Source organism: Streptomyces sp. NPDC031554, from assembly GCF_055580685.1.
Map to the genome: position 1 here is coordinate 239,256 of NZ_JBVIKX010000010.1, position 15,260 is coordinate 254,515.

Below are 15,260 nucleotides of genomic sequence, written 5' to 3' on the forward strand. Positions count from 1 at the left end.
CCGCGCGCCGCGGGCCCGGGGTGTCTCCCGGCGGGCGCGCCGCGGTCTACGGCGTGATCGGGTCGAGGAGGTGCGGTCCGTCGTTGCGGGCGTTGTTGACGGCCGGTGACACGGGCCGCACCTCCAGGCGCCCGTCCGCGGGGCGCCCGAGCAGGGCGCGCAGTTCGCCGGAGTCCCGGTGGGCGGGGTCGAGCCAGGCGTCGTAGCGGTCCTCGGTGAGGGCGAGCGGCATGCGAGGGTGCACACGGCCGGCCTCGTCCGTGGCCTCGGTGGTGATGACGGTGCAGGTCAGCAACCAGGCGGCGGGATCGTCGTCCTGCCGTACCTGCGGGTCGCGCCAGTACTCGTACAGGCCGGCGAAGGCCATGAGCCGGCCGTCCTCGGGGTGGATGAAGTACGGCTGCTTGCGGGTCCGGCCGGTGTCCTCGGCCGTGACCTGCCGCCACTCGTAGAAGCCGTCCGCGGGCAGCAGGCAGCGGCGCCGGGCGAAGGCGCGGCGGTAGGCGGGCTTCTCGTGCAGGGTCTCCACCCTGGCGTTGATCATCCGCGCGCCGATCCCGACGTCCTTCGCCCATGACGGCACCAGGCCCCAGCGCAGCGGGCGCAGCTCGCGTCTCGCCGGTCCCGCGTCGTCCTCGCCGCGGGGTGTGCGTTCGAGGACGGCCCAGACGTCGTCGGTCGGAGCGACGTTCCAGCTCGGCTCGAGCGACTCGGTGACGGGCGGGCCGGCGACGTGGAAGTGCTCGGCGAGGTCCTCGGGACCGCGGGTGGAGACGTAGCGACCGCACATGCACTCCACTGTCCCACCGTTTCCCGGGAACGCAGGGGTTCCGTCCGGCGGTGCGGGCGCGCGAAAAGGGCCGGCCCCGAGAAGGCGCCGGCCCTTTTCCGTCACGTCAGCGGCGGCAGCCGCGGGTCGCGGACGTGGTCACAGCGGGCGTACGCGCGAAGCCTGCGGGCCCTTGGGGCCCTGCACGATGTCGAATTCCACCTGCTGGTTCTCCTCCAGGCTGCGGAAGCCGGAGCTGTCGATCTCCGAGTAGTGCACGAAGACGTCCGGGCCGCCGTCGGCCTGGGCGATGAAGCCGAATCCCTTTTCGGCGTTGAACCACTTGACGGTTCCCTGAGTCATTGCTGCTCCTTACAGGGGCTGGGTGGGGTCATTCGCACCGTGCGAATACCCGGCCGGTAATGACGCGGCTGCTCCAGCACAACCTGGAGAACGAGCTTCGCGCCCGCGACATCGTTCTCTGCGAGCATGCGACTGGCACAAACACACGAGTAAAACTGCGACCGGCTTCTGGAACCAGGCTACCGCCGGAATCATTCCGGCTCGCGTGCACAGACCCACTGGAGTGGTTTTCGGGCGGGCCCGGGACCGGATCCGTTCGGGTGGTCCCCGTCGCTCTCCTCACCGGGTGAACGCGGCGACGGGACACCGGCCGGCCGGCCGCGGGCCGACGCACGTCGGGAACCGTGCCGGGTCGTCGGGGCGGCGCCGGGCTAAGCGCATTCCGGTGGGCCGGCGCCCCGCCCCGGTCCGCCCCGGCGGTGGAGGGGACGCCGCCCGGCGGCCTCCGTTCGGCTCAGTCCTGCTTTCCGCGCCCGGCGAGCATGTCGCGCAGGCGGTCGACCATGCCCGTGCCGGGCGTGAGGGTGCCGTTCGCGGGCGGGGCGTCCGGCGCGGACGGGTGCGGACGGGCGGGGGCGCGCTTCTTGGCCGAGCGGACCCTCTCGCCGAGGTCCTCCAGCGCGGCGGTGGAGCAGACCTCGGCCAGCAGGGGGAACAGCCGGCTCTCCTCGTCGTCGGCGTGCGCCCTGGCGGAGTTCCTGAGTGCCGCGATCAGCTCGTCGAAGCGTCCGTCGCCGGGCCGGCGGTCCTCCAGTTCCCTCAGCATGCGCTCGACCTCGCCGTGCTCGGCGATCTCCTCGTCGGCGAGGTCGTCCCCGTCGTCGACGTACCGGCGCACCGTCGGGTACAGGTACTGCTCCTCGGTCACCGAGTGGCGGACGAGTTCCACGGTGATCCGGTCCGCGAGTTCGCGCCGCTCCGGGTCGGCCGGCGGCAGCGCTTCGATCCGCGCGAAGAGGGTGTCCACCTCGCGATGGTCAGCGGTCAGTTCCTGGATGACGTCTCCGCCGTGTCCCATGGGTTCTCCACTCCTGGTCGTGCTGCGTCCGGGTGCCGGTCGGCGCTCCCCGGCACGTGCGTCCGCGCCGTCGGCGTCCTGCGGTCGGTGCGGGAACGGCCGCTGCGTCCCGCCCGCGCGGCACCCAGGACCTATGCCTCCCCCGCGCGCTCCCCCTGCCTCGCGATGCCCCGCCCCTTCACTCCGGCGGCCGACAGGCTCGTTCGCGGCCGGTGCCCGCGGCGGCTGGGCCGGGGTGCGGGTCCGCCGTCCGTGCAGCCGCCTCGGGCCGCTGAGGTCCGTGGCGGCCCGAGGCGCCTCCGCCCGGCGTCCGCTCGACGGGGCCGGTGCCGACAACAGCGGGGTACGCCTGATCATCCACGTCCGCGCCGACGTCGCCACGGCCACCGCACCGACCACGGCGGCAGGAGGGTTCCGGTCGGGCCGACGTCGTCCGGCGGCCGGGGCGGCCCGCCAGCCCTCTTCACCCGTGGTGTGCGGAGCGGGATCCCTGGCGGTGCCTCGTGCCCCGTGCCCCGGCCCCGACGGTTCCGCGGCACCAGGACGAGGCCGGCCGCCGCCAGAACGGCCGGGAACCCTTCGAGGAGCGCGGGCAGGAGCCCTGTGGTCCGCCGGCGACCGGGTGCCCGCCCCGTCCCGCGGCACACGACCGGGGCCTTCCCCGCGTCGTAGGTCGAGTCCTTCGTGGTCCGTGTCCTCGCCGGCCACCCGGTTGACGAACACGGTGCCCGCGTCCCCGGCGCGAGGCCCGCACGGCGGCGGGGTCAGGGGGTGCGGTCACGGCCAGGACGGTGACGGTGGCGGCAGAGAGGAAGGTTCGTCCGTCCACAGCGTCCCTCCGGGCGGGGAGGGGTGGCCGGCGCACGACCGCCGGGTGACGGGGGGAGGGGGCCGGCCGAGTGCCGGGGGCACGGCCGGCCCCGGCTCCACGGAGGGCGGACCCCGGCTCAGGCGGCCTCGGCGGCCATCGCCGCCGTGTCCAGGACGTGCTCTCCCGGTCCGAGGGCCACCGGGAGGCGGCCGGGCAGTTCGGCGGTGGCCGTGCAGCCTTCCGGGACCGTGATGCGGGCCGTCATCCCGGTGGCTGTCAGTTCCCAGGACAGCGACACCGTTCCGTACGGCGATTCGTGGCGGGTGCGGGCCCAGGTGATGCCGCCGCCCGGACGGGGGCGGAAGGCGATGGTCCGGTAGCCGGGAGCGGTGGCGGTGATGCCGCCGACGACGCGGTGCAGCCAGTCGGCGACGGCGCCCAGGGCGTAGTGGTTGAAGGACGTCATGCCGCCGGGGTTGAGGGTGCCGTCGGGGCGGAGGCCGTCCCAGCGTTCCCAGACGGTCGTCGCCCCCCGGGTGACCGGGTAGAGCCACGACGGGCACTCGGTCTGGGTGAGCAGCCGGTAGGCGACGTCGAGGTGGCCGTTCTCGGCGAGGGCGTCGCAGATCAGTGGCGTCCCCACGAAGCCGGTCGCGATGCGGGCGTCGTCCTCGGCCACGAGCTGGGCCAGGCGATCGGCGGCCTGCTGCCGGCGGCGCGGGGTCAGCAGGCCGAAAGCGAGGGCGAGGGCGTAGGCGGTGGCGCTGTCGCTCGTCATGCGGCCGGAGGGCAGGACGTAGCGGCGCCGGAACGCTCCGGCGACCTCGTCGGCGAGCGCCGTGTACCGCGCGGCGTCCGCCGTGTTCCCCAACTCGGATGCGGCCAGGGCGAGATGCCGGGCGGAATGGGCGAAGTAGGCGGTGGCCACGAGGTAGCGGTCGGTGCGTCCCGCCGCCGGGTCGTCGGGCGGCGCGGCCGGGTCGAGCCAGTCGCCCAGCTGAACGCCGGTGTCCCACAGGCGGGTCGGGCCGGCGAGGCGTTCCACGAGACCGACCCACGCCTTGGCCATGGGGTAGTGGCGGCGCAGGAGTTCCACGTCGCCGAAGCGCCGGAACAGCGTCCAGGGGGTGAGGGTGGCGACGTCCCCCCACGCCGCTCCCGGGTGGATCGGCGTCCACATCGGCTCGCCGGGGATGACGGGGACGTACCAGGGGACGGTGCCGTCGGGAAGCTGTTCCAGGCCGACGTCGGTGAGCCAGGAGTCGAGCAGGCCGACGCAGTCGTAGAGGTAGCTCGCGGTGGGGGCGAAGACCTGGATGTCGCCGGTCCAGCCGAGGCGTTCGTCGCGCTGGGGGCAGTCGGTGGGCAGGTCGACGAAGTTGCCGCGCATGCTCCACACGACGTTCTCGTGCAGGCGGTCGACCAGGGGGTCGCTGCACTCGAACCAGCCGGTGCGGCGCATGTCGGTGTGGTACACCCGGGCGGTCACCGCGTCGGCGGTCAGCTCCCCCGGCCAGCCGGTGACCTCGGCGTGGCGGAAGCCGTGCAGGGTGAAACGGGGTTCCCAGGTGAGTGGGCCCCGGCCGGAAAGAGTCAGGGTGTCGACGGAGGTCGCCTCGCGCAGCGGCCGGGTGGCGAGTTCGCCGTCCTGGAGGATCTCGGCGTGGCGGAGGGTGATGACGGTGCCGGCCGGGCCGTCGACGGTGAGGTGGAGGCGGCCGACCAGGTTCTGGCCGAAGTCGAGCAGGTGACGGCCGTCGGCGGTGCGGGTGACGGTGACCGGGGTGATCTCCCCGGTGCAGCGCACCGGTGGTCCCAGGGGGGCGACGAGGGTGCGGGGGTCGCGGTTCCCCACGGCGACCGGGGTGCCGTTCCATCCGCTCTGCGGGGTGGCCCAGTGGGGGTCGTGGAGGCGGGCGTCGAAGGTCTCGCCCTCGTAGAGGCCGCTGGTGAGGATCGGTCCGGGGGCGGCGCTCCAGGTCCCGTCGGTGGCGATGACCGTGGTCGTGCCGTCGTCGTGGGTCACCTCGAGCTGGGCGATGAGCGACTGATCGGTGCCGTAGATGTTGCGGGTGCCGCCGTCGAAGCCGTACTTGCCGCGGTACCAGCCGTCGCCGAGCCAGGCGCCGACGGTGTTCGCGCCCTCGGTGAGGTGGGCGGTGACGTCGTGGGTGCGGTAGCGGAGGCGGTGCGGGTAGACCGTCCAGCCGGGGGCGAGGATCTCGTCGCCGACCCGGCGTCCGTTGATCTCCACCTCGTACAGGCCGTGCGCCGTGACGTACAGGCGGGCGCGCACGACGGGCCGGTCGAGACGGAAGTCCCTGCGGACGCGGGCCGGACGGCGCATCGCCTCCGGGTCCTCGTCCCAGCCGGCGCCCACCGGTACCGCCTGCCAGTCGCCGGGTTCCAGGAGTCCCGCCTCGACGGCGCTCGGCTCGCTCCACGCCGTCGGCCCACCGGCGGCCGGGGTCCAGACGCGGACCCGGACCGTCGCGCGTTCCCGTGCGGACAGCGGCCTGCCGGGCCAGGTCACGAGCACCTGGCCGGGGCCGGCGATCCGGCCGGTGCGGTCGACGTGCCCGGCGCGGGCGACCTCCAGTTCGTACGCCTGCTGGGGACCGGTACCGGGTGGCAGGGTCCAGGACAGGCGGGGGGCGGGGACGCCGATGCCGAGGCCGTCCGGGAGGTGTTCGAAGGACACCGGGGAGGGCTGAGGGGGGAGCAAGGGAAACCTTTCGTCACATGCGGGAGCGGGCGGAACACGGGTGGGGGTCAGCCCTTGACCGCTCCGGAGGTGAGGCCCTTCATGACCTTCTGGTTGAGGAAGAGGTAGATCAGGAGGGTGCCGAAGACGTTGATGCAGACGGCGGCGAACAGCGGGCCGTACCGGGTGGCGCCGAAGTCACCGGTGAAGTTGAGCAGGCCGACCTGGACGGTGCGCAGGTCCTGGCCGTTGGTGAAGGTCAGCGCGATGAGCAGGTCGTTCCAGATGAAGAAGAACTGCACGAGGCCGACGGTGAGCAGGGCGTTGCGGACCAGAGGGACGCTGATGGTCCAGAAGGCGCGCAGGATGCCGGCGCCGTCGACGGTGGCGGCCTCGAACAGCTCCCGGGGGACACCGCGGTAGTAGGTGGCCATCATGAAGACGGTCAGCGGCAGGCCGGTGCCGGTGTAGGTGAGGATCAGCGGCCACAGGGTGCCGGACAGGCCGGTCTGGAAGTAGACGGTGAACAGCGGCAGCAGGATCATCTGCGGCGGGACCATCATCCCGGTGAGGAAGACCAGCAGGGTGAGGCCGCGGCCCTTCCACACCATGATCTGCAGGGCGAACCCGGCGGCGGTGCCCAGCAGCAGCATCAGGGCGAGGGCCGGGACGACGGCGAGCAGGCTGTTCCGGACGTACAGGCCGATGTGTCCGGTGGTCCACGCCTCGGTGTAGTTGGCCCACTGCCAGGTGGTGGGCAGGCTCCAGGTGGAGTTGTTCAGGTAGTCGTCGTTGGACTTGAGCGAGGTCAGGAACATCCAGACCAGCGGGTAGATCTCGACGACCAGCAGCAGCGCGACGACGAGCTTCACCCGGAGCCGGTTGCCACGGGTACGCGGGGCCCTCGCCGGCGGGGTGCTCGTGTCCCTCGCGGTGGTCTTCACGGCGGTGTCGATGGTGGCCATGGTGATCAGCCCTCCGTGAGGTCGCGCCGCGAGACGCGGTGGACGACCAGGCTCACCAGCAGGCACACGACGGTCAGCAGCAGGGCGATGGCGCTGCCGTAGCCGTAGTCGCCGTAGGTGAACGACGTCTGGAACATGTACAGGGTCAGCGGGGTGGTGCCGTTGCCGGGGCCGCCGCCCGTCAGGGCGACGACGGAGTCGAAGACCTTGAGGGTGCCGTTGATGCTGAAGACGAGGGACGACATCAGCACGGGCAGGGACAGGGGCAGGACGATGTGGCGGATCAGGCGCGGGCCCGTGGCCCCGTCGAGGCGGGCCGATTCGAGGACCTCGTCGGGGATGTCGACCAGGCCGGCGAAGAGCAGGACGGCGTAGAAGCCCATGGAGCGCCAGACGTCCATGCCGGCCAGGACCCAGAAGGCGCTGCCCGCGCTGCCGAAGAAGTCGATCGGGTCGATGCCGACCGCGCCCAGCAGCGAGTTGACCGGTCCGGTCTGCGGGGCCACCTGGAAGAGCTTCTGGAACAGCAGGCCCACGGCGACGGTCGGCAGGACCACGGGGAAGAACACCAGGGTGCGGATCAGCGCGGAGGCGCGCCTGAGGAAGAAGACGTAGAGCAGGGCCAGCAGATAGCCGGCGACGACCTGGCCGAGGGTGACGACGACGGCGTACTTCAGGGTGAACCGGAGGGAGTCGCGGACGGCGGGATCGTCGAGGAGGCGGGAGAAGTTGGCGACGCCGTTGCCGGTGAAGCCGTCGATGGAGCTGCCCCGGGTGAAGGAGTACCCGAGCGACCACACCATCGGGACCAGCATGATCAGGGAGTAGACGAGGAGGGCGGGACCGAGGAGGATCGCGATCGCCCTGCGGTCACCGAGTACGCGGTGCATGGGTGGTGTCCACTTCGTTTCCGTTGAAGAGGCCTGCCGGACGGGGCCGGGGGCGGCTCACGCGGGGTGCGCGAGGAGGCCGGTGGGCCGCCCCCGGGCGGTCAGCGGGTGCTCAGCGCGTCCTGGACGGTCCGCATGAACTGCTGCGGACTCATGCTGCCGTTGACCAGGCCGGCCGCGTTGGTCTGGCTGACGGTGGTGGCCTTGGTGCTGAACAGGGCCTCGAACCACAGGACGTTCTGTTTCGAGGTGCTGATGGTGTCGCGGACCTGGGTGGTGACCGCGTTGGCGTCCTTCACCTCGGCGTTGACCTTGAAGCCGGAGATGGAGCCGTGGTCCTTCAGCGCGGTGCTGCCGTAGTTCTTGGCGATGCAGGAGACCCAGTCGCCGGTCTTGTCGTCGAAGGACCTGGCGGCGAGGGTGATGCCGAGGCCGACGTTGGAGGGGTACTGGTCGATCGCGCCCTTGCCGCCGGAGACGGCCGGGAAGGGCATGAAGCCGACGTTCTCGGCGCCGACCTTGTCCTGTTCGCCGTCGGCGATGTTCGCCAGCGCCCAGCTGCCCATGTAGAACATGGCGGCCTTGCCGGTGAGGAACTGGTTCATCGCGGTGTCGTAGTCGATGGAGCCGACGCCCTTGCCGAAGTAGCCCTTCCTGCCGAGGGCGGCGATCTCCTCGGCGGCCTTCACATACTGCGGGTCGGTCAGCTTCGCCTTGCCGTCGGCGACGTCCTGCAGGGCGTACGGCCCCAGGCTGCGGTAGAGGTAGCCGCTGATCAGGCGGGTGAGCGGCCAGCCCTGCTGACCGGAGGCGGAGAACGGCTGGATGCCCTTCGCCTCCAGCTTCGCCGCGGCCGAGACCAGTTCGGCCCAGGTGCCGGGGGCCTTCAACCCGTTGTCGGCGAAGAGCTTCTTGTTGTAGAAGATCCCCTCGATGTTGTACTCGTACGGCAGGACCCGCAGCTTGCCGCCGTACAGGGCCTTGACCGTGGAGACCGCGGCCGGTTCCAGCTGGAGGTACACGCCGCGGCCCTTGAGCTCCTGCTCCAGGTCGGCGATCTTGCCGGACTCGGCCAACTGCTGGGTGAGCGCCGGGGCGTTGCCCGCCGCGAACTGCACCGGCAGCGCGTTCTGGCCGGCCAGCAGCTGCAGCTTCTGGTCCAGGCTCGCCTGGGGAACGGTCTCCACCTTCAGCGGCAGTGCGGCGTTCGCCGTCTTGCAGGCTCCCTCGGACAGGGTCTCCAGTGCCGTCCTGACGGTGGTGTTCTCGGTGACGCTCAGGTAGCCGAAGTCCTGGGGCGCGGCCGAGGAACCAGCGCCGCTGCCGCCGCAGGCGGTGACGAGCAGCGCCAGTGAGGCGGTGCCGGCGAACAAGGGCAGGCGCGCACGGCGGGCACGGCCGGCACGGCCGGCACGGGGCATGCGAGGGGGCACGGAGGACTCCCGGAGGTCTCTGGGAAAAGCGCGGAGTGGGGAAGCGGCGCCACGGGCGAGGAACGAGGCCCGGCGCGCTACGAGAAGAGAATGTGTAAAACGTTCTCCACAGCGAGTGGGCAACACCCTGCACCGCTCCCCCCGTTCCGTCAAGACACGGCCCGGTAACACCTCGGACATCTGTGAAACACTTGACGAGCACCGGGGCTTACCGTGTAGACCGTTACACCTACACACGAGAGAACCGGAGCACCGTCGATGGACCGGGCCGCGACCCCCAGGAACCGACGCACGACCATCACCGACGTCGCCCGGCACGCCGGTGTGTCCACCGCCGCCGTGTCCAAGGTGCTGCGCAACGCCTACGGCGTGAGCCCCGCCATGCAGGAGAAGGTCAGGGCCGCCATCGCCGAACTCGGCTACCGCCCGCACGCGGCGGCCCGCGGCATGCGCGGCCGGACGTACACGATCGGCGTGCTGCTGGACAACGTCCGCAACGCGTTCTTCGCGGACATCCTCGACGGCATCCGGGACGAACTCCGCCGGACCGAGTACACCGTGCTGATCGGCGCGGCCGGATTCGACCCGGCGGAACAGTCGAAGACCGTCCGCGCCATGGAGGACCGCCAGATGGACGGGCTGATCCTCATCGCGCCGGGGACCCCGCGGGACGAGGTGCTGACCACGGCGGCGTCGGTCCCGACCGTCGTCATCGGCCACCACGACGGCGCCGACACCCATGACTCGGTCGTGGACGCCGACGACGTCGGAGCCGGCCTGGTCGTCGACCACCTGGTCTCGCTGGGCCACCGCGACATCGCCCTGGTGTCGGCCCCCGGCACCAGGGCCAACCGCTGGCGGCGCACTCCCGAGATCGTGCTGCGGGACGGCTACCTGGCGGCCATGGAGCGGCACGGCGTGGCGGACCGCGTGCGCGTCCACCACGCCGCGTACTCCGACGAGGGCGGCTTCAAGGCGGGCATGACCCTGCTGACGGCCGACCGTCCGCCGACCGCCGTCATGACCGGCGCCGACGTGGCCGCCCTGGGCATCTACCGCGCCGCCCACGAACTCGGCCTGCGCATCCCGGACGACCTCTCGCTCGTCGGCTACAACAACACCGCCCTCGCGGCCCTGGCCCCCGTCCAGCTGACCAGCGTCGACCAGGCCGGACACACCATGGGCTCCACCGCCGCCCGCATGCTCGTCGAACGGGTGGAGAGCAAGCGCGACAGAGCCGTGCGGACGACGATGACGCCCCGCCTGGTGGTACGCGGCAGCACCTCGGCGCCGTGGGCCCGCTGAGCCGGGGACCGGTGCCGTCCGGTGTCGTGCGGCAGAGCCCCGGCGCCGCGGGCGGATGCGGTCGTGGCGCCGGGACGGTCCGGAGGGTCAGGGCCGCTCCGGGGCGCCGTGGGGCAGGGGTGCCCCGCCGCGGCGGGTGAGGGGCAGCAGGACCCCCGCCGGCAGCAGGGTGGCCAGGCCGAGGAGCCCCACGGCCGGCGCCGGCCCGCCGAGGGCTCCCTCGCCGCCGAGGAGGACGAGGGGGCAGGCGAACCCGCCGAGGAAGAACGCCGACGTCCACAGACCGGTGCCGCGGCCGCGGCCGGCGAAGTCGAGCCGGGACATGGCCGGCGTCAGCAGGGACGGCAGCAGGCAGACAGCTGCCGGCCATCAGCGGCGTGGCCGGCAGCTTCCCCCCGGCCTGCGGGGAGTCCTCCCGGTCGAGGGCGGTCGGGACGGCGGGAGCGGGCATGGCGGCACTCCAGGGCGCGAGGCGGGAGAGGGGGACGTCCCGTGGCGGTCGGGTCCTTCCGCGGAGGACGCCGGCGCACGGGCGCGTGATGTGCCACGACCATGCGTTCCGGGGGACGCTCTGCCAAGTCCCGGTGTGATCCGGTTTTCGGATGCCCTCGATCCATCACGTGGATACCCGGCGGACCGGGCGGCCGGACGCTCCGTCCGGGAGCGCCTCGCGAACCTCCTCGCGCGCCGCGCCGTCCGCCCATCCCGCGGACCGCACCACTCGCCCCTCGCCGGTGTCCCGCCCCGCACCGCCGTCCGCCCCCGCCGGCGACGCGCCCCACCCGTCAGGACGGGACGAGCCGCCCCACCCGTCAGGACGGGACCGGTTCCTCCGGGACGTCCGCGAGACGCCTGCCGACCCGCGCGGCCGTCTCCCGGAGCCAGATGTGGGCCGCGTCGTGCGTGTGCACCGGGTGCCACCACAGGGCCTCCTGCAGGGGCACGGCCTCGTAGGGCGGTTCCAGCACGCGGACGGCGGCGATCGGTGCGAGCAGGCCGGCGAGGCGTGCCTGGACGAGGGCGATGCGCCGGGTGCCGGCCACCAGGAGCGGCAGGAGCTGGAAGCTGTCGACGGAGACCTCCACCCGTGGCTCGATGCCGAGCATGCCGAGCTGGCGGACGGCCGGGGCGTCGTAGGTGCGCTGGTAGGTGACCCAGGGCAGTCGCGCCAGGTCCCGGCGGGTGAGGCGGTCGTCGACGCTCGGGTGGTCGTCCGCGACGAGGAAGACCCAGCGGTCCTGGTAGAGGTCGGTGGCGGGGAAGTCGCTGATCACGCCGTGCGGCATGAACAGGCCGTCGGTGGCGCTCAGCAGGGTCGCGGTGTCGTCGACGACGGTGGGCGGGGTCTGCGCGAAGCGCAGGCGGATGCCGGGGGCCTCCTCGTGCACCACGCGGGCGAGTTCGGTGCCGAAGACGGCGACTGCGTAGTCGGAGGCGACCAGTGTGAACTCGCGGCTCTCCTTGGACGGGTCGAAGTCGGCCTGGCTGGCGAAGAGGCGTTCCAGCACGTCGTAGGCGGTGGAGGTGCGGTCGAGCAGGACCTGGGCGAGGGCGGTGAGTTCGTAGTGGCCGCCGACCCGGGCGAGCAGGTCGTCGTCGAAGTGGCGGCGCAGCCGGGCCAGGGCGGCGCTCATGGCGGGCTGGCTGAGGCCGATGCGCTGCCCGGCCCGGGTGACGTTGCGTTCCTCCAGCAGTGCGCGCAGGGCGACGACGAGGTTGAGGTCCAGGCGGGCCAGGTTCACGGGGCTTTCCCTTGCTCACGGTGTGCTGTACGGCCCCGACCAGCGTGAATTCATCACGTGGATGCCGGTCATCCACAGAATCTATTTCCCTGATCGTGAGGGGCGGGTCCAGATTAGTCGCACCGCAATCAGGAGGACATGTCCGTGAAACCCGAACCCGTCTCCGCGCTCTTCGCCGGACCGTTCGCCCTCGCCACGCTGTCGGCCCCGGACGGCCCGGCCTTCCCCGCCCTCGTCACCCCGGAGGCCCGGGTGGTCGACCTGCGCTCCGCCCTCGGCGGGGGTCCGCCGGACGTGCGCGCTCTGCTGGAGGACTGGGACGCCGTCCTGCCGCGGCTGCACGCGCTGGCCGCGCGGGACGGCATCGCCCGCGAGCCGCTGGCGGACTTCCGCGTGCACGCCCCCGTCGAGCCGCGCCAGGTGTTCCAGTCGGGAGCCAACTACCGGCAGCACGTCATCGATCTGCACGTCGCCCACCGGGCACCGGGTGACGACCGGCCCGAGGAGGAGCGCCGCGCCGAGGCCGCGGAGATCATGGACCGGCGGGCCGCCGAGGACCTGCCGTACGTGTTCCTCGGCCTGCCGAGCGCGATCACCGGCCCCTACGACGACGTCGTCCTTCCCGCGTGGGCCGAACAGCCCGACTGGGAGCTGGAGCTGGCGGCCGTGATCGGCCGGCCCGCCCACCGGGTGTCCGTGGCGGAGGCCCTGGAGCACGTCGCCGGGTACACGATCGCCAACGACCTCACCGACCGCGCCACGGTCTTCCGCCGCGACATGCCGCAGATCGGCACCGACTGGCTGCGCAGCAAGAACGCCCCCGGCTTCACCCCGCTCGGCCCCTGGATCGTGCCCTCCGGGTCGGTCGCGGACCCCGGCGACCTGCGGCTGACGCTGAAGCTGAACGGCGAGACGATGCAGGACGAGTCCACCGAGGACATGATCTTCGACGTGGCCCGGATGGTGTCGTACGCCTCCCGGAGCGCCCGGCTGCTCCCCGGCGACCTGGTGCTGACCGGGTCCCCGGCCGGGAACGGCATGCACCGGGGCCGGCTGCTGCGCGACGGCGACGTGATGGAGGGGACGGTCACCGGGCTCGGCACGCAGCGCACCCGCTGTGTCGCGGAGGGCGCCGCGTGAACCGCGACGACCCCGAGGGCGCGATCGCCGGGGCCGCGAAGGCGTGCTCGAACTGGGGCCGTTGGGGCGCGGACGACGTGCTCGGCACGCTGAACTTCCTCGACGAGGCCAAGCGCCGCGAGGGCGCCGCGCTCGTGCGGCGGGGCGTGAGCTTCTCCCTCTCCCAGCGCTTCGACATGAACGGCCCGCAGAAGGGCTGGCGGCGGCGCACCAACCCGGTGCACACCATGCTGGACACCGGCACCGACGCGGCGCTCGGCAACCAGGGCTTCCCGCACGGCATCGGCGGCGCCGACGACGTGATCGCGATGCCGCTGCAGTGCTCCACCCAGTGGGACGGCCTGGGGCACATCTTCGACCACGGCAGGGCGTGGAACGGACGGGCGGCCGAGAAGGTCGTCACCTCCGACGGCGACCTCGTCACCGGCATCGAGCACATGGCGCCGCACGTCGCCGGACGCGGTGTGCTGCTCGACGTGGGCCGGGTCGTGGGCGCGGACGGGGAGCTGCCCGACGGCTTCGCGATCACCGAGGAGCACCTGCGCGCGACCGCCGAGGCCCACGGGGTGGCCGTCGGGCGCGGTGACATCGTGCTGGTGCGCACCGGGCAGCTGGCGCGGGTCCGCCGCGACGGGTGGGGCGACTACGCCGGCGGTCCCGCGCCCGGTCTGTCGTTCACCACGGCCGGCTGGCTGCACGGCAGCGAGATCGCCGCGATCGCCACCGACACCTGGGGCTTCGAGGTCCGGCCCAACGAGTTCACGCACGCCTTCCAGCCCCTGCACCAGGTCGTCATCCCCCACACGGGCCTGCTGATCGGCGAGATGTGGGACCTCGACGCCCTCGCCGCGGACTGCGCCGACGACGGTGTCCACGAGTTCTGGCTCACCGCGGCGCCGCTGCCCATCACCGGCGCCGTCGGCTCCCCCGTCAATCCGATCGCCGTCAAGTAAGCAGAGGAACAAGGGAGTTCCCCATGAACCAAGCCCGTACGGTCCTCGTCGTCGGCGGCGGCGCGGCCGGCAACGCCGTGACGATCCTGCTGCGCCGGGCCGGCCTCGCCGTGGACCTGGTCGAGGCCAGGGACGACTGGAACGCCACCGCCGGCTCCGGCATCACCCTCCAGGGCAACGCCCTGCGGGTGCTGCGCGAACTCGGCGTGTGGGAGCGGGTCGAGGCGTCCGGCTTCGGATTCGGCTCCGTCGGCATCACCGCCCCCGACGGCACCGTCCTGCACGTCGCCCACGACATCCGCACCGGCGGCGACGACCTGCCCGCCACCGTCGGCATGCAGCGCCCCCGACTCCAGCAGATCCTCATCGACGCCGTGCGCGCGAGCGGTGCGTCGGTCCGGCTCGGCACCACCGCCGAGATCCTCGACCAGGACGCCGACGGCGTCCTGGTCCGCCTCGGCGACGGCACCGAGACCCGCTACGACCTGGTGATCGCCGCCGACGGCCTCGGCTCCGCCACCCGCGCCGCGCTCGGCATCACCGACAAGCCCGAGCCCACCGGCATGGCCATCTGGCGCGTCGCCGCCCCCCGCCCCGCCGGCGTGGTCCGCACCGACCTCGCCTACGGCGGCCCGGCCTACATCGCCGGCTACTGCCCCACCGGCGAGGACACCCTGTACGCCTACGTCGTCGAGGCCCACCGCGACCGCGCCTCGATACCGGCCGGGTCGTACGCCGACGAGATGCGGCGCCTGGCCTCGGCGTACGGCGGCTTCTGGCCGGAGATCACCCGGCACGTCACCGACCCGGCGAAGGTCAACTACACCTGGTTCGACCGGCTGCTGGTCGAGGGCTCCTGGCACCGCGGCCGGGTCGTCCTGGTGGGCGACGCCGCGCACTGCTGCCCGCCCACGCTCGCCCAGGGCGCGGCGCTGTCCCTGGAGGACGCCTGGGTCCTCGCGCAGCTGCTGACCGGGTCCGACACCTGGGACGACGCGCTGTTCCGGGCGTACCACGAACGGCGGATCACCCGGGTGCGTCCGGTCGTCGAGGCGTCCGTGCAGATCGGGCGGTGGCAGCTCGACGGGGTGCGCGACGCCGACGTGCCCGGCCTGATGGGCCGGACCATGACCATGCTCAGGGAGCTTCCGTGACCGGCCCCACGCC

General features: G+C 72.7%; 13 protein-coding genes. 4 read left to right on the plus strand and 9 right to left on the minus strand.

Annotation, left to right across the window (positions count from 1 at the left end; translation table 11 throughout):
• Positions 1-46 precede the first annotated feature (46 nt).
• The 7 genes from ACZ5FU_RS25375 to ACZ5FU_RS25405 all read right to left on the minus strand — a co-directional run bounded on the left by ACZ5FU_RS25375 (position 47) and on the right by ACZ5FU_RS25405 (position 8,953).
• Positions 47-790, minus strand: coding sequence for an SOS response-associated peptidase (locus tag ACZ5FU_RS25375; RefSeq protein WP_451530632.1), 744 nt, complete (start codon positions 788-790; stop codon positions 47-49).
• A gap of 138 nt (positions 791-928) precedes the next feature.
• Entirely contained in the window at positions 929-1,132 is a 204-nt protein-coding gene (locus tag ACZ5FU_RS25380; RefSeq protein WP_073491490.1) for a cold-shock protein, read from the minus strand.
• A 454-nt stretch (positions 1,133-1,586) separates the two neighbouring features.
• Positions 1,587-2,150, minus strand: coding sequence for a hemerythrin domain-containing protein (locus ACZ5FU_RS25385; RefSeq protein ID WP_451530631.1), 564 nt, complete (start codon positions 2,148-2,150; stop codon positions 1,587-1,589).
• A 947-nt stretch (positions 2,151-3,097) separates the two neighbouring features.
• Entirely contained in the window at positions 3,098-5,662 is a 2,565-nt protein-coding gene (locus tag ACZ5FU_RS25390; RefSeq protein WP_451781840.1) for a family 78 glycoside hydrolase catalytic domain, read from the minus strand.
• Positions 5,663-5,733: 71 nt separating this feature from the next.
• Positions 5,734-6,630: a carbohydrate ABC transporter permease gene (locus tag ACZ5FU_RS25395; protein ID WP_451530629.1), complete on the minus strand. Its 897-nt coding sequence runs from the start codon at positions 6,628-6,630 to the stop codon at positions 5,734-5,736.
• 5 nt (positions 6,631-6,635) lie between these two features.
• Complete coding sequence (locus ACZ5FU_RS25400) at positions 6,636-7,520, minus strand: carbohydrate ABC transporter permease (protein WP_469046685.1); 885 nt, start codon at positions 7,518-7,520, stop codon at positions 6,636-6,638.
• Between the two features lie 101 nt (positions 7,521-7,621).
• On the minus strand, positions 7,622-8,953 hold the full coding sequence (locus ACZ5FU_RS25405; RefSeq protein ID WP_469046686.1) for an ABC transporter substrate-binding protein: 1,332 nt from the start codon (positions 8,951-8,953) through the stop codon (positions 7,622-7,624).
• Between the two features lie 258 nt (positions 8,954-9,211).
• On the opposite strand from ACZ5FU_RS25405, the gene ACZ5FU_RS25410 reads away from it, so the two are divergent.
• Positions 9,212-10,258 carry a LacI family DNA-binding transcriptional regulator gene (locus ACZ5FU_RS25410; protein WP_469046687.1) on the plus strand — a complete coding sequence of 349 codons (1,047 nt, stop codon included), beginning with the start codon at positions 9,212-9,214 and terminating at the stop codon, positions 10,256-10,258.
• A gap of 87 nt (positions 10,259-10,345) precedes the next feature.
• On the opposite strand, the gene ACZ5FU_RS25415 is transcribed toward ACZ5FU_RS25410, so the two are convergent.
• Together ACZ5FU_RS25415 and ACZ5FU_RS25420 are read right to left on the minus strand one after the other, a co-directional pair.
• Positions 10,346-10,582 carry a hypothetical protein gene (locus ACZ5FU_RS25415; RefSeq protein WP_469046688.1) on the minus strand — a complete coding sequence of 79 codons (237 nt, stop codon included), beginning with the start codon at positions 10,580-10,582 and terminating at the stop codon, positions 10,346-10,348.
• A gap of 488 nt (positions 10,583-11,070) precedes the next feature.
• Positions 11,071-12,000: a LysR family transcriptional regulator gene (locus ACZ5FU_RS25420; RefSeq protein WP_451530625.1), complete on the minus strand. Its 930-nt coding sequence runs from the start codon at positions 11,998-12,000 to the stop codon at positions 11,071-11,073.
• Positions 12,001-12,138: 138 nt separating this feature from the next.
• Here ACZ5FU_RS25420 and ACZ5FU_RS25425 point away from each other — a divergent pair, with 138 nt between their 5' ends.
• The 3 genes from ACZ5FU_RS25425 to ACZ5FU_RS25435 are packed head-to-tail and all read left to right on the plus strand — an operon-like array spanning position 12,139 to position 15,247.
• A complete protein-coding gene (locus tag ACZ5FU_RS25425) occupies positions 12,139-13,140 on the plus strand; it encodes a fumarylacetoacetate hydrolase family protein (protein WP_469046690.1) in 1,002 nt (333 codons plus the stop codon).
• Positions 13,137-14,093 carry a cyclase family protein gene (locus ACZ5FU_RS25430; protein ID WP_451530623.1) on the plus strand — a complete coding sequence of 319 codons (957 nt, stop codon included), beginning with the start codon at positions 13,137-13,139 and terminating at the stop codon, positions 14,091-14,093. Before ACZ5FU_RS25425 ends, ACZ5FU_RS25430 begins: the two co-directional genes overlap by 4 nt.
• 23 nt (positions 14,094-14,116) lie before the next feature.
• Complete coding sequence (locus ACZ5FU_RS25435) at positions 14,117-15,247, plus strand: FAD-dependent oxidoreductase (RefSeq protein ID WP_469046692.1); 1,131 nt, start codon at positions 14,117-14,119, stop codon at positions 15,245-15,247.
• Positions 15,248-15,260: the final 13 nt, after the last annotated feature.

What these genes read in the sequence shown, in the direction of transcription:
- ACZ5FU_RS25380 (WP_073491490.1), bottom strand. Translation starts at nt 1,132, where the DNA reads ATGACTCAGGGAACCGTCAAGTGGTTCAACGCCGAAAAGGGATTCGGC.
- ACZ5FU_RS25415 (WP_469046688.1), bottom strand. Translation starts at nt 10,582, where the DNA reads ATGTCCCGGCTCGACTTCGCCGGCCGCGGCCGCGGCACCGGTCTGTGG.
- ACZ5FU_RS25395 (WP_451530629.1), bottom strand. Translation starts at nt 6,630, where the DNA reads ATGGCCACCATCGACACCGCCGTGAAGACCACCGCGAGGGACACGAGC.
- ACZ5FU_RS25435 (WP_469046692.1), top strand. Translation starts at nt 14,117, where the DNA reads ATGAACCAAGCCCGTACGGTCCTCGTCGTCGGCGGCGGCGCGGCCGGC.
- ACZ5FU_RS25425 (WP_469046690.1), top strand. Translation starts at nt 12,139, where the DNA reads ATGTCCGTGAAACCCGAACCCGTCTCCGCGCTCTTCGCCGGACCGTTC.
- ACZ5FU_RS25375 (WP_451530632.1), bottom strand. Translation starts at nt 790, where the DNA reads ATGTGCGGTCGCTACGTCTCCACCCGCGGTCCCGAGGACCTCGCCGAG.
- ACZ5FU_RS25410 (WP_469046687.1), top strand. Translation starts at nt 9,212, where the DNA reads ATGGACCGGGCCGCGACCCCCAGGAACCGACGCACGACCATCACCGAC.
- ACZ5FU_RS25385 (WP_451530631.1), bottom strand. Translation starts at nt 2,150, where the DNA reads ATGGGACACGGCGGAGACGTCATCCAGGAACTGACCGCTGACCATCGC.
- ACZ5FU_RS25400 (WP_469046685.1), bottom strand. Translation starts at nt 7,520, where the DNA reads ATGCACCGCGTACTCGGTGACCGCAGGGCGATCGCGATCCTCCTCGGT.